Source organism: Musicola paradisiaca NCPPB 2511 (assembly GCF_000400505.1).
Classification (GTDB): domain Bacteria; phylum Pseudomonadota; class Gammaproteobacteria; order Enterobacterales; family Enterobacteriaceae; genus Musicola; species Musicola paradisiaca.
The window spans coordinates 4,304,512-4,318,317 of sequence record NZ_CM001857.1 but is presented as its reverse complement, the minus strand read 5'-3'; the positions used below and the strand labels follow the sequence as shown (position 1 = coordinate 4,318,317).

The window sequence follows — 13,806 nt, the reverse complement described above, 5'->3', positions numbered from 1 at the left end:
AATAGCCATGGCGGAGAAGCGACAGCATGGGGAAGAGTCTCTATAATAACCGCCACCACTGACTTTCCTGATGATCAGCATGAAATACCGAGATTTACGTGAGTTCCTCGCGCAGCTTGAAGCCAGAGGCGAATTGAAACGTATTCGCCAGCCGATCGATCCCTATCTGGAAATGACCGAAATCGCCGATCGCACGCTGCGAGCCGAAGGGCCGGCGCTCTTGTTTGAAAACCCGAAAGGGTATGACATCCCGGTGCTGTGCAACCTGTTTGGTACGCCGAAGCGTGTTGCACTGGGGATGGGGCAGGAGGAAGTGAGTGCGTTGCGGGATGTCGGTCGTCTACTGGCCTTTCTCAAGGAGCCCGAGCCGCCGCGCGGATTTCGTGATCTGGTTGATAAATTGCCGCAGTTTCGGCAGGTATTGAATATGCCGACTAAGCGATTATCGTCGGCGCCCTGTCAGGAACGGGTCTTACAGGGTGATGAGGTCGATCTGGGGAAGATCCCGGTGATGCATTGTTGGCCGCAAGATGTCGCGCCGCTGGTGACATGGGGGCTGACGGTTACACGCGGCCCGTTCAAAGAGCGCCAGAATCTGGGGATTTACCGCCAGCAGGTGATTGGCCGTAATAAGCTCATCATGCGTTGGCTGTCCCATCGTGGCGGCGCGTTGGATTTTCAGGAGTGGTGTCAGCAACACCCCGGAGAGCGTTTCCCGGTGGCGGTGGCGCTGGGTGCTGATCCGGCGACTATCCTTGGCGCCGTAACGCCGGTGCCGGATACATTGTCCGAATATGCGTTTGCCGGGTTGCTGCGCGGCCATAAGACCGAAGTGGTTAAATGCCTGACCAGCGATCTGGACGTGCCCGCCAGCGCAGAAATCGTACTGGAAGGGTATATCGACCCCGGCGAAACGGCGCCCGAAGGGCCGTATGGCGATCATACCGGTTATTACAACGAAGTGGATGATTTCCCGGTCTTTACCGTTACCCACATTACCCGGCGTCGGGACGCTATCTATCATTCCACCTACACCGGCCGCCCACCAGATGAGCCGGCGGTGTTGGGGGTGGCGTTGAATGAAGTGTTTGTTCCGCTGCTGCAAAAACAGTTCCCTGAGATCGTCGATTTCTACTTGCCGCCGGAAGGCTGTTCCTACCGGCTGGCGGTGGTGACGATGAAGAAACAGTATGCAGGGCACGCCAAACGAGTCATGATGGGCGTCTGGTCTTTCCTGCGCCAGTTCATGTACACCAAGTTTGTCATTGTTTGTGACGATGACATTAACGCCCGGGACTGGAAGGATGTTATCTGGGCGATGACGACTCGTATGGATCCCGCCCGCGATACAGTGTTGATGGAAAATACGCCAATTGATTATCTGGATTTTGCGTCTCCGGTTTCCGGGCTGGGCTCCAAAATGGGGCTGGATGCGACCAATAAATGGCCAGGCGAAACGCAGCGCGAGTGGGGGCGTCCCATTACCAGGGATCCATCAGTCTGCGCTCGTGTTGATGCTATCTGGGATGAGTTAGCCATTTTCAGTGACAGCGGCAAACGGCGTTAGCCCGTTACCCTGTCCCCCGTTTTGTATTAATCACCCTACAGAGGGAATTCATGACGACTTTGAGCTGTACCGTGATCTCAGTAGACGCGATAACCGATACGGTTTATCGGGTGCGTTTGTTGCCGTCGGCCCCGTTCACTTTTCAGGCCGGTCAGTATCTGATGGTGGTGATGGATGAGCGCGATAAACGGCCGTTCTCCATCGCATCGACGCCCATGGAGCAGAATTTTATTGAACTGCATATCGGCGCATCGGAAATGAACCTTTATGCGATGGCGGTGATGGATCGGATCCTTAAGGAACAATCGTTGATTGTGGATCTGCCGCACGGAGAAGCCTGGCTGCGGGAAGATAGCGATCGGCCGTTGATTTTGATCGCCGGCGGCACGGGGTTTTCCTATGTGCGTTCGATTTTGCTAACGGCACTGGCGCATCAACCCAATCGTCAGATTTCCATTTACTGGGGCGGGCGAGAAACGCGCCATCTGTATGATTTATCAGAATTGGAAGCGCTGGACGAGCAGTTTGCTAACCTGAAGGTGATCCCGGTGGTCGAACAGCCGGAAGGCGAATGGCGGGGACGTACCGGGACGGTGCTGAGTGCGGTGCTGCAGGACTTCGGTTCGCTGACTGAATACGATATCTATATTGCCGGGCGTTTCGAAATGGCGAAAATCGCACGCGAGCGGTTTTGCAATGAACGCGGCGCTCAGGCGGCCCATTTATACAGCGACGCTTTCTCGTTTATCTAGTTCACTCTTCGCAACGACATGTGACCGCCGCCGGCGGTCATTTTGTTGTGGGCCGATTCCGGCGGGGTTGTCTGTGTATGACGTTTGTAGTGCGGAACGCTATGCGATAGCCCCTGCATCTCCGCAGCTTTATTGATGTTGTCGAGCCGGCCCAGAAACCTGATTTTCCCCTGCGTGGTGATAGCGGCTTGGGAAGCGCCTGCGATGCGTATCGCGATGAGCCTCCCCACGCCGTCTGATGACGTACTGTCTCCGGCAGATAAGCGATTATGCCGGTGACGCCGCCTGCCAGGTTTTGAATCCGCCGGACAGGTTTTTCGCCCGGAAGCCGAGCTGGCTGAGCATTCGATACGCCACATGTCCGCGTAGGCCGGACTGACAACCGATTATGATCTCTTTATCTCTGGGCAGTTCCGCCAGACGCTGGCGCAATTCATCCAGTGGGATATGCAGTGCGTGTGGATATTCGCCGAATTTCCCGAGTTCACCCGTCGTGCGGATATCCAGCAGGCACTGGGTTGCCGGATCAAGGGCATCAACCCTGTCCGCATGGCAGATGGCGGTATCGCCGTTCAGTATGTTCGCCGCCAGCATGCCGGCCTGATTGACGACATCTCGCGCGCTGTTGAATGGCGGCGCGTAAGCGAGTTCCAGATTTTCCAGATCCCGTACATGCAGCCCGGCCCGCTGGGCGACGGCGATAACATCAATGCGTTTATCTATGCCTGCTTTACCTGTCGCCTGCGCGCCGAGAATTGCGCCGTCGTCCGGCGAGAACAGCAGTTTCAGCGAGATCGTTTCTGCACTGGGGTAGTAACCCGCGTGATCGGCGGCATGGACATAGACTTTCTGGTAAGCGCGGTTCAGACGTTGCAGCGATTTTTCGTTCATGCCGACGCAACCGGCGCTGTGATCGAATACCTTGCAGATAGCCGTGCCCTGTGTGCGTAAGTAGTGGTGCTGGCGGCCGAGCATGTTGTCAGCCGCCAGCCGTCCTTGCCGGTTGGCTGGGCCTGCCAGCGGAAACAGCGCCGGTATACCGCTCACCCACTCTGCGGTTTCGACCGCATCCCCAACCGCATAGATGTGCGCATCTGATGTTTGCATCAACGAGTTGACGGCGATACCGCCCCGGGCGCCGAGCGCCAACCCGGCTGTTTGCGCCAGATGGGTATCCGGTTTAACGCCAATTGACAGCAGTACCATACCTGTCACCTGTTCGGCGCCGTCGCTTAGGGATAACCGGAGTTGGTTGTCGCTTTCCTGATGAATCGCCGTCAGCCCGGTATCGAGGCGTAAATCGACGCCATGTTGACGGATAACCTGATGCAGCGGCGCAGCCATTTCAGGATCAAGCGGCGGCATCACCTGCGACCCCAGTTCAAGCACGGTGACACGCAGACCCAACTGTACCAGCGCTTCCGTGACTTCCAGCCCGATAAATCCACCACCGACCACGGTAACGTGCTGAGGCGTGTGGCGCTGAATGTGATCCAGAATTCTGTCCATATCGGTGATGTTGCGCAGCGTAAAGATACCCGGCAAGTCGATGCCCGGCAGTGGCGGGACGACCGGGTTGGCGCCGGGGCTGAGCAGCAACCGGTCGTAACTTTCGGTATAGATGTTACCGTCCCGCAAGTTGTGGATGCTCAGTGTTTGCGCGGCGGCGTCGATCGCCGTGACTTCCTGTTCTATTCGAACCTCGACATTAAAACGTGTGGCGAAGTCTGCCGGCGTTTTGAGCAACAGGGACTGGCGGTTTGGGATATCACCACCGATGTGGTAAGGCAAGCCGCAGTTGGCAAAGGAGACGTAAGGCCCCCGTTCCAGCAGGATAATCTCTGCTGACTCCGATAGCCGGCGTGCGCGTACCGCGGCGGATGCTCCACCGGCAACGCCGCCGATGATGATGATTTTCTGCATGGCGTTTCTCCTGTTTGTGTGTCCTTGTTCCTGATGAGCAAGGCTTGATGATAATCTACAATAGTATATTATATATTTTTATAAAATATGTTTTTATAAACAGGAAGGAGGCTGTATGCCGGAATTGAATGCACCGGTCAGTGAACAAACGATGCGGGAGGCGGCGCACGGTGCGGCAGATGTATTGCGGGCGCTGGCAAACGACGATCGTCTGATGCTGATGTGCTTCCTGAGTCAGGGTGAGGCTTCCGTCGGGCAGATGGAGCAGGCTCTGGGCATTCATCAACCGACGTTGTCCCAACAGTTGGGGGTGATGCGGCGTCTGGATTTGGTAACGACCCGGCGGGAAGGAAAACAGATTTTTTATCGTATTGAAGACCCGCGCATTCTGACGCTGCTGAATACGCTTTACGCGCTGTATTGTCCCGGCGCATCGGATAAGGAGTAACAGGTGACTATCAATACCGATGTATTTACCCCCGTTGCTAGCCTGACCGGCGGGGTCATGATTGGTCTGGCAGCGATGGTGCTGATTTTGTGTTGCGGCCGGATTGCCGGCATCAGCGGCATCATCGGGGGATTGCTTAGCCGCGCGACGCAGGACAAAGGATGGCGGCTGGCGTTTGTTGTCGGCATGCTCGCCGCGCCTTGGCTGTATCGGCTGGTGGGTACGTTACCGGCTAGCGAAATCACTACGCCGTTGCCGCTGCTGGTGATTGCCGGCTTGCTGGTGGGGTGGGTACACGCTATGGCTCCGGTTGTACCAGTGGCCACGGAGTATGCGGGTTGTCGCGTGGTTCCCTGCGTTCATTGGTGGCGACGCTGATTTTTATGCTGACGGCGTTTGCGACGGTCTGGATTGTCGGCGCGTTACCGCCATTGGCTTAAGCGGAGGAGCGAGTCATGAATAGTGTTTTTTCGTTGTTGGCTGGGCTGATTTTTGGCTTGGGGCTGATCGTCAGCGGTATGGCCAATCCTGGAAAAGTGTTGGGTTTTCTGGATATTACCCGCCAGTGGGATCCCTCGCTGGCATTGGTGATGGTGGGGGCGATAGCGGTGGGTTTGGTGGCATTTCGGTTGGTGAAGCGTTTGCCGAAGCCGCTGGCCGCCAGCACATTTTTCCTGCCGGTAAAAACCCATCTGGACAAACCGTTAGTGTTGGGTAGCCTGCTGTTCGGCGTCGGTTGGGGGTTGTCCGGCATTTGTCCGGGGCCGGCGCTGGTGTTGTTTTCGTTAGGTAGCGTGAAAGGCATCGTATTTTTCGCCTCCATGCTGGCAGGAATGCTGCTTTACGAAAAACGAACCGGGCGATAAGCCCTCTTGTCCATTTGCAGACGGCGCCGGCAACGCGGAAGCGTCCCTTTGGGAACCTCCTTTGCGTTTCTCCGCTTAAATCGAACTTGATGGAACGGCCTCAGGCGACGGCCCGAGATTTTGGGGAGCGAGGCGGCCTGCCGGCCGCGCTCGTTACACCCGTTCCAGCACGGTAGCGATGCCTTGTCCCAGACCGATACACATGGTGGCCACGCCGAATTCCACATCGCGTCGCGCCATCAGATGCAACAGTGTGGTGGTGATGCGTGCGCCGGAACACCCCAACGGATGGCCTAGCGCAATAGCGCCGCCGTTGAGATTCACCTTCTCGTCCATGCTTTCCAGCAACCCCAGATCCTTGATGCAGGGCAACGCCTGGGCGGCAAAGGCTTCATTCAATTCGAACAGGCCGATATCCGACAGACTGAGGCCGGCGCGTTGCAGCGCTTTCTGTGTCGCGGGCACCGGGCCATACCCCATGAGGGAGGGATCGCACCCCACCACCGCCATGCCGATCACCCGTGCCAGAGGCTTTAGGCCCAGCGATGCCGCGCGGGATTCGCTCACGACCAGCAGCGCGGCGGCGCCGTCCGACAGGGCGGAAGAACTGCCCGCGGTGACGGTGCCGTTGACCGGGTCGAACACCGGTTTCAGCGCCGTCAATCCCTCAAGACTGGTATCGGGCCGAATCACTTCATCGTCGCTGAAATTTATCAGCGCGCCATCGGCGTTGTGCCCGACGGTGGGGACGATTTCCGGGTGGAAAGCGCCGGAGCGGGTGGCGGCCCAGGCCAGGCGGTGGGAACGGACGGCGAATTCATCCTGCTGGCGGCGGCTGATGTGGTGCAGACGCGCCAGCATTTCTGCTGTCAGCCCCATCATGGCCGCGGCTTTGGCGACGGTATGACCAAGCCCAGGGTGAAAATCGGCGCCGTGCGTCATCGGTACATGGCCCATGTGTTCGACGCCGCCGACCAGACAGACCGACGCATCGCCGGCCATGATGGCGCGGGCAGCGTCATGTAGCGCCTGCATGGACGATCCGCACAGGCGGTTGATGGTCACGGCCGGCACGCTATGGGGGATCTCCGCCAGTAGCGCGGCATTGCGTGCGATATTGAAACCTTGCTCCAGCGTCTGTTGTACGCAGCCCCAATAAATATCGTCGATGTCGCCGGGATTCAGCGCCGGGTTGCGGTTGAGCAGACTGCGCATCAGGTGGGCCGACAGGGTTTCTGCCCGAACCTGACGAAATGCGCCGCCTTTGGAGCGCCCCATCGGCGTGCGGATAGCATCGACAATCACGGCATGTTCCATAGCTTTCCCCTTAATCAATCCGGTGAATGCGGAGCGAGGCCCGCATGCGGCGTGACCGGTGCATAGTAACGCGACCGGCGTTCAGCCATGTCCGGCAGGCTGTCCGGTATCCGATACAGCGGGCCCAATGCAACAAAGCGTTGCGCCATCGCCAGATAAGACGAAATCCCCTGGGTATCCAGATAACGACAGGCGCCGCCACGGAACGCCGGGAATCCCAATCCGTAGACCAGCGCCATGTCTGCTTCCGCCGGGCTGGCGACGATACCTTCTTCCAGACAACGCGCGACTTCGTTCAGCATGGGGATCATCATACGAGAGACAATCTCCTCCGGGCTGAATGTCCGCGACGGCTGACATACCGGCGCCAGCAACGTTTCTGTGCCGGAATCCGTCTCTTTGCGTGCTTTGCCTTTGTTGTCGGTTTGGTAACGGTAGAAGCCCGCGCCCGTTTTTTGGCCGAAGCGCTGGTGTTCGGTCAGTACATCGATGACATCACGGTAATCCTGCCTCATTCGATCGGGATAACCGGCTGCCATCACCTGCCGGGCATGGTGCGCGGTATCCAACCCCACGACGTCCAGCAGATAGGCCGGGCCCATCGGCCAGCCGAACTGTTGTTCCATCACGGCATCCACGAACTGGAAATCCGCGCCGTCGCGCAGCAACAGGCAGAAGGCCGAAATATAGGGAAACAGCACCCGGTTAACGAAGAACCCCGGGCAGTCGTTCACCACGATGGGGGTTTTACCCATCCGGATGGCGTAGGCCACCACGCGCGATAGGGTGCGCTCATCGGTTTGCGGCCCACGAATCACTTCGACCAGCGGCATGCGGTGTACCGGATTGAAAAAATGCATGCCGCAAAAACGCTGTGGGCGTTTTAGCGCCGCCGCCAGCGTAGCGATGGGGATTGTAGACGTATTGGACGCCAGCACCGTGTCGTCGCCGATCAGGGCTTCCGCTTCCGCCAGCACCTGCGCTTTGATACGCGGGTTCTCCACGACCGCTTCGACGATCAACGCCGCTTGCTCGACGCCTTCGTTGGTCAATGTCGGATGAATGCGCGCCATCACGCCGGACAGCGCGGCCGCGTCCAGTTTGCCGCGTTCTAACTGTTTGCCGAGCAGCGTCGCCGCTTCCGTCATCCCCAGATTGAGCGCTTTGTCGCTGATGTCCTTCATCCAGACGGGGACGCCCTGCAACGCTGACTGGTAGGCGATGCCGCCCCCCATAATGCCGGCGCCCAGCACCGCCACTTTTTCCGGTGGGGAGGTATCCGTCGCTTGTGCTTTGGCCTTGCTTTTGATCGCCTGTTCGTTAAGGAATACGCCGACCAGCGCATGGGCGGCACTGCTTTGCGTCAACGCGACGAAATTGTCGGTCTCCAGCCGCAGAGCGTCATGGCGCGCCAGACTGGCGGCGGCTTCGATGGTTTTGACCGCCGTCATCGGCGCGGGGTAGTGCTTGCCGGCAAGTTGCGCGACCAGCGCTCTGGCGGTAGCGAAACTCATGGCGGCCTCGACGCGGCCAATCCGCAACGGTTGCAGTTTCGGGCGGCGCCGCGCCTGCCAGTCGAGCTTGCCTTCAATCGCCAGCCGCAGTGTTTGCAGCGCGGCGGAGATCAGTTTGTCGTCTGTCACTATCGCGTCGACCAGGCCGACTTTCAGCGCCTCCGCCGCGTTCAGCTCCTTGCCGGCGGTGATGATTTCCAGCGCATTGTCTACCCCCAGTAGCCGCGGCAGCCGCACGGTACCGCCAAAGCCGGGCATGATCCCGAGCCGGACTTCCGGCAGCCCGATACGTACATCGGGTGTGGCGATGCGAAAGTCCGTCGCCAGCGCGCATTCACAACCGCCGCCCAGCGCAAAGCTGTTGATGGCGGACAGCGTGGGAATCGGCAGATCTTCCAATTGACTGAAAATAGAGTTGGCGTGCGTTAACCATTGGTGCAACTGTTGTTCGGGGGCTGCGAATAGCGACAGAAATTCGGTGATATCGGCGCCGACGATAAACGCGGGTTTGTCGGAGCGCAGCAGCAGCGCCCGCAACGCATTCTGGCGAACCAACACGTTCAGCGCGTCGCCGAGACTGGCTACCGTGCGAGTGTCCAGCTTATTGACGGAGCCTGATTCCGCCTTGAACACCAGCTCGGCGATACCGTTTTCCAGCCAGTTCAGAGAGAGATTATTGCCTTGATAGAGCATAGCGATCTCCGGATAGCGGGGAGGGACCGATACGGCCTGATAACAAAAGTGTGGTTTTGATGTTAATGAAATGCAAACGAAAACCGGGGGATTTGCCGAGAGGATCACAGGGCGTCGACCACTGCCGGGATACGGCGGCTGTGTTAGACTTGGGAACGCTGGTTGTCATTGATGGGGATTGTGATGGAAACGCTGACTTCTTTATATCATCAACACGTAACGACCTTGCAGCAACGCACTCGGGCCGTTCTGGAACGTTATCAACTGGATGCTTTGCTGATTCACTCCGGGGAATTACTGACCGTTTTTCTCGACGATCACACCTACCCGTTCAAAGCCAATCCACAGTTTAAAGCCTGGCTGCCGGTGACGCAGGTGCCGAATTGCTGGCTATGGGTCGACGGCGTCAACCGACCTAAACTCTGGTTCTACTCGCCTGTCGATTATTGGTATAACGTCGCGCCGGTTCCCGATAGTTTCTGGACGGGCGACGTGGATATTCAGGTGCTGCGCAAAGCCGACGATATCGGCCATCAGCTGCCCGCCGCTCGCCAACGTGTGGCTTATCTGGGGGCCGTACCGCAGCGTGCGCTGAACCTCGGCATCACGCCGGAAAACTGCAACCCGAAAGGTGTGCTGGATTACCTGCATTATCACCGCGCGTACAAAACCGATTATGAGTTGGCCTGTATGCGGGAAGCGCAGAAGACGGCGGTCGTCGGGCATCGGGCGGCACTGGAGGCGTTTCAGGCCGGGATGAGCGAGTTTGATATCAATCTGGCCTATCTCACCGCCACCGGGCATCGCGACACCAACGTGCCCTATGACAATATCGTCGCGCTCAATGAGCATGCCGCCGTTTTGCACTATACCCAGTTTGATCACCAGACGCCGGCGGAATTCCGCAGTTTTCTGATCGATGCCGGCGCTGAATATAACGGTTACGCCGCCGATATCACCCGGACTTACGCAGCCGAACCGGACAGCGACTTTGCCGCATTGGTCAAGGATATGAAACGCGAACAGCTGGCGCTGATCGACACGCTGAAAGTCGGCGTGCGTTACACGGACTACCATCTGCAGATGCATCAGCGGATCGCCAAGCTGTTGAAACAACATCAATTGGTCAATGGTCTTAGCGAAGAGGCCATGGTAGAGCAGGGGTTCACCGCTCCTTTCCTGCCGCACGGCCTGGGCCATCCTCTCGGCTTACAGGTGCATGACGTCGGCGGCTTCATGCAGGACGATAGCGGAACGTCGCTGGCGGCGCCGAAAGCGCACCCATACCTGCGTTGCACCCGGATATTGGAGCCGCGCATGGTTCTGACCATCGAGCCTGGCTTCTATTTCATCGATTCATTGCTGGAACCCTGGCGACAGGGCGCAAGCCAGCAGTATTTCGACTGGCGGAAGATCGATGCGCTGCGACCGTTCGGCGGCGTTCGCGTCGAGGACAATATCGTGATGCACGATAAGCGTGTGGAAAATCTGACCCGTGCGTTGGATCTGGCCTGATGCAGTCGTATCCGATACCCGCCGGCGAGATGAGCGTCAGCGAGGAGATCAAGAAAAGCCGTTTTGTGACACAGCTAGGCCCGGCTTGCGGTGTTGACGCTGCTCGTACTTTTATCCAGCAAGTCCGGTCGCAACATCCGTCGGCAGCGCATCACTGCTGGGCATATGTCGCTGGCGCGCCGGATGATTCGCAACAGTTGGGTTTTTCCGATGACGGCGAACCGGCGGGAACCGCAGGCAGGCCCATATTGGCCCAGCTGATGGGGAGCGGCGTTGGCGAAGTTGTCGCAGTGGTGACGCGCTATTACGGTGGCGTGAAACTGGGTACCGGCGGGCTGGTCAAAGCTTATGGCGGCGGGGTTCAGCAGGCGTTGAAGCAACTCCCCCAGCGGCAGAAGGTGATACGGCGTGAGTATGCTTTGCGGTGCGAATATGCGCTGTTGCCCCAGGTGGAAGGCGTGATCCTGGGGCTGGAAGGCCGTGTTGTCTCGGTAGAATATGGCGCCGACGTGTCGTTCCGAGTGGCCTTGCCTGTTCCGGCCGTCGCCGACGCACAAGCCCGATTGCGGGATATTAGCCGCGGTGCGTTGCATTTGTCGCCGATTTCACAATAATCCCAGCGCGTGATGATTGAACCTTTAAGGAAGGCTCCGTAATGCAACTGCGTGCCATAACCCGCATTGTTGGACAACTGGTCATTCTGTTTTCCGGCACCATGTTCATTCCTGGGCTGGTGGCGCTGATCTATCGTGATGGCGCCGGTCGGGCGTTTATCCAGACATTTATTGCCGCGCTGGTGCTCGGATTGCTGCTGTGGCTGCCGAACCGACGGCATCGGCATGAACTGAAAGCGCGGGAAGGTTTTCTGATTGTGGTGCTGTTCTGGACCGTGTTGGGCAGCGTCGGGGCACTGCCGTTTCTGTTCGCGGAGCAGCCTAGTCTGTCGATCACCGATGCGTTTTTCGAATCTTTTTCCGGGCTGACGACCACCGGCGCTACAACACTTACTGGCCTGGATTCGCTGCCGAAAGCCATTCTTTTTTATCGACAGATGCTGCAGTGGATGGGGGGGATGGGAATCATCGTTCTGGCGGTGGCCATTCTGCCGTTGCTTGGCGTCGGGGGGATGCAGCTTTATCGCGCCGAGATGCCAGGGCCCTTGAAAGATAACAAGATGCGCCCGCGTATTGCTGAAACCGCCAAAACACTGTGGCTGATTTATCTGTTGTTGACCATCCTCTGCGCGGCGGCGCTCTGGCTGGCGGGGATGTCGGTTTTTGACGCTATCAGCCACAGTTTTTCCACCATCGCTATTGGCGGTTTTTCCACGCATGACGCCAGTATCGGTTATTTCCACAGCCCGGCTATCAACACCATCATCGCGATATTTTTACTGATTTCCGGTTGTAATTTTGGTCTGCATTTTTCTGTGTTGAGTGGGCGCAGCCTCCGGGTGTATTGGCGTGATCCTGAATTCAAGATGTTTGTTTTTGTCCAGATGACGCTGGTGCTGGTTTGTACTGCGGTACTGTGGGGTCACAATGTGTATAGCAGCGGCCTGGAGACGCTGAATCAGGCGTTCTTTCAGGTGGTGTCTATGGCGACCACCGCCGGTTTTACCACCGACAGTATCGCGAACTGGCCGTTGTTTTTGCCGGTCTTATTGTTGTGTTCTGCGTTTATCGGCGGGTGCGCCGGTTCTACCGGTGGCGGCCTGAAGGTCATTCGTATTCTGCTGCTGTTTTTGCAGGGGTCGAGGGAATTAAAGCGTTTGGTGCATCCCAACGCGGTATACACCATCAAACTTGGGCAGCGAGCATTGCCGGAGCGGATTCTTGAGGCGGTCTGGGGCTTTTTCTCCGCTTATGCGCTGGTGTTCATTATTAGTATGTTGGCCGTTATTGCCACTGGCGTGGACAATTTCTCTGCGTTTGCCGCCGTCGCCGCGACACTGAATAATCTCGGCCCTGGGCTGGGTGTGGTTGCGGACAATTTTGCCTCCATGAATGATGCGGCGAAATGGATCCTGATTTTGACAATGTTATTTGGGCGTTTGGAAGTGTTCACCCTGCTGGTGTTGTTTACCCCGACGTTTTGGCGGGAATAACCGAGAAAGGAATTGTGCTATGAAAGCGTTGATATTGTTTTCCAGCCGCGACGGGCAAACCAGATCGATAGCCGCTTATATCGCCAATAGCCTGAAAGGCACATTGGAATGTGATGTGGTCAATATTCTGAGCGCCCATGAGGTCGATTTGGAGAAGTATGACTGCATTATGATCGGGGCTTCCGTTCGCTACGGTCATTATCATCCGGCGGTGGCAAAATTTATTCATCAACATCTTGCTTTGCTGCAGCAAAGGCCGAGCGCCTTCTTTTCTGTCAATCTTACCGCGCGTAAACCGGAAAAGCGTTCGCTGCAGACCAACGGCTATACACGCAAGTTCCTGATGCGTTCGCCCTGGCAGCCCGATTTGGGTGCTGTATTTGCCGGTGCGCTGCGATACCCGCGTTACCGTTGGTTCGACCGGGTCATGATCCAGCTCATCATGCATATGACAGGCGGCGAAACTGATAGTACCAAAGAGATTGAATACACCGATTGGGAACAGGTTGCGCGGTTTGCGCAGTCCTTCAGCCAGTTGTCGTTGAATAAAGCGTTGTAATCTCTGCGGTGAATGCGGGTTTGGTGAAAAAAAGGGCGTTTAGAAAAAAAATTGAATTTAGTGCTTGTCAGGTCAGAAGAAGTCCCTATAATGCGCCACCACTGAGACGCGCTGATGCACAGCACAACGCGGTTCAGGACGGAGAAAGACGAAAAAAGTCGTTGACTCCAAATGAGGAAGGCGTAGTATACGCCACCTCGCGACAGCAGGCTGAGGCCGGTCGCACTGCTCTTTAACAATTAATCAGACAATCTGTGTGGGCACTCGCAGGACACTTCGGAACGAAAGAACTGAAAGTCTTGAAGAGTGAACAACAGTTAATTCATTACGAACTAACAACAGTAAATTCTTTGAGCACCGCTTCTCGAGTAGAAGCAAATCAAACTTTAAATTGAAGAGTTTGATCATGGCTTAGATTGAACGCTGGCGGCAGGCCTAACACATGCAAGTCGAGCGGCGGCGGGGGGAAGCTTGCTTCCCCGCCGGCGAGCGGCGGACGGGTGAGTAATGTCTGGGAAACTGCCTGATGGAGGGGGATAACTACT

11 protein-coding genes and 1 pseudogene are annotated in these 13,806 nt (G+C 57.2%); 9 read left to right on the top strand and 3 right to left on the bottom strand.

Annotated features, from left to right (window positions below; translation table 11 throughout):
* Positions 1 to 70: 70 nt before the first annotated feature.
* Both ubiD and fre read left to right on the top strand, forming a co-directional pair.
* On the top strand, positions 71 to 1,567 hold the full coding sequence (gene ubiD / locus DPA2511_RS19310; RefSeq protein ID WP_015855401.1) for a 4-hydroxy-3-polyprenylbenzoate decarboxylase: 1,497 nt from the start codon (positions 71 to 73) through the stop codon (positions 1,565 to 1,567).
* 50 nt (positions 1,568 to 1,617) lie between these two features.
* On the top strand, positions 1,618 to 2,319 hold the full coding sequence (gene fre / locus DPA2511_RS19305; RefSeq protein WP_015855400.1) for an NAD(P)H-flavin reductase: 702 nt from the start codon (positions 1,618 to 1,620) through the stop codon (positions 2,317 to 2,319).
* Between the two features lie 267 nt (positions 2,320 to 2,586).
* Here the strand turns inward: fre and DPA2511_RS19295 are convergent, their stop codons facing one another.
* The gene (locus tag DPA2511_RS19295; RefSeq protein ID WP_015855399.1) at positions 2,587 to 4,242 is read right to left on the bottom strand and encodes an FAD-dependent oxidoreductase; all 1,656 of its coding nucleotides are present in this window, start codon (positions 4,240 to 4,242) and stop codon (positions 2,587 to 2,589) included.
* Positions 4,243 to 4,357: 115 nt separating this feature from the next.
* On the opposite strand from DPA2511_RS19295, the gene DPA2511_RS19290 reads away from it, so the two are divergent.
* The 3 genes and pseudogenes from DPA2511_RS19290 to DPA2511_RS19280 all read left to right on the top strand — a co-directional run bounded on the left by DPA2511_RS19290 (position 4,358) and on the right by DPA2511_RS19280 (position 5,556).
* Positions 4,358 to 4,690, top strand: a complete 333-nt coding sequence (locus tag DPA2511_RS19290) for an ArsR/SmtB family transcription factor (RefSeq protein WP_015855398.1) — start codon at positions 4,358 to 4,360, stop codon at positions 4,688 to 4,690.
* Positions 4,691 to 4,693: 3 nt separating this feature from the next.
* A pseudogene (locus DPA2511_RS22180) lies at positions 4,694 to 5,130 on the top strand (YeeE/YedE family protein).
* A gap of 15 nt (positions 5,131 to 5,145) precedes the next feature.
* Positions 5,146 to 5,556, top strand: a complete 411-nt coding sequence (locus DPA2511_RS19280) for a DUF6691 family protein (RefSeq protein ID WP_015855396.1) — start codon at positions 5,146 to 5,148, stop codon at positions 5,554 to 5,556.
* A 153-nt stretch (positions 5,557 to 5,709) separates the two neighbouring features.
* Here DPA2511_RS19280 and fadA read toward each other — a convergent pair whose 3' ends face one another.
* Together fadA and fadB are read right to left on the bottom strand one after the other, a co-directional pair.
* Entirely contained in the window at positions 5,710 to 6,873 is a 1,164-nt protein-coding gene (gene fadA, locus DPA2511_RS19275; RefSeq protein ID WP_015855395.1) for an acetyl-CoA C-acyltransferase FadA, read from the bottom strand.
* Between the two features lie 14 nt (positions 6,874 to 6,887).
* Complete coding sequence (fadB, locus tag DPA2511_RS19270) at positions 6,888 to 9,080, bottom strand: fatty acid oxidation complex subunit alpha FadB (RefSeq protein WP_015855394.1); 2,193 nt, start codon at positions 9,078 to 9,080, stop codon at positions 6,888 to 6,890.
* Between the two features lie 183 nt (positions 9,081 to 9,263).
* Here fadB and pepQ point away from each other — a divergent pair, with 183 nt between their 5' ends.
* From pepQ to hemG, 4 genes are read left to right on the top strand one after another with little or no spacing between them, the layout of a single operon-like run.
* Positions 9,264 to 10,595, top strand: a complete 1,332-nt coding sequence (gene pepQ / locus DPA2511_RS19265; protein ID WP_015855393.1) for a Xaa-Pro dipeptidase — start codon at positions 9,264 to 9,266, stop codon at positions 10,593 to 10,595.
* Positions 10,595 to 11,209, top strand: a complete 615-nt coding sequence (locus tag DPA2511_RS19260; protein WP_015855392.1) for an IMPACT family protein — start codon at positions 10,595 to 10,597, stop codon at positions 11,207 to 11,209. The genes pepQ and DPA2511_RS19260 overlap by 1 nt, the downstream gene beginning before the upstream one ends.
* Before the next feature lie 41 nt (positions 11,210 to 11,250).
* Complete coding sequence (trkH, locus tag DPA2511_RS19255) at positions 11,251 to 12,702, top strand: Trk system potassium transporter TrkH (protein ID WP_015855391.1); 1,452 nt, start codon at positions 11,251 to 11,253, stop codon at positions 12,700 to 12,702.
* A gap of 19 nt (positions 12,703 to 12,721) precedes the next feature.
* Positions 12,722 to 13,261, top strand: coding sequence for a menaquinone-dependent protoporphyrinogen IX dehydrogenase (hemG, locus tag DPA2511_RS19250; RefSeq protein WP_015855390.1), 540 nt, complete (start codon positions 12,722 to 12,724; stop codon positions 13,259 to 13,261).
* Positions 13,262 to 13,806: the final 545 nt, after the last annotated feature.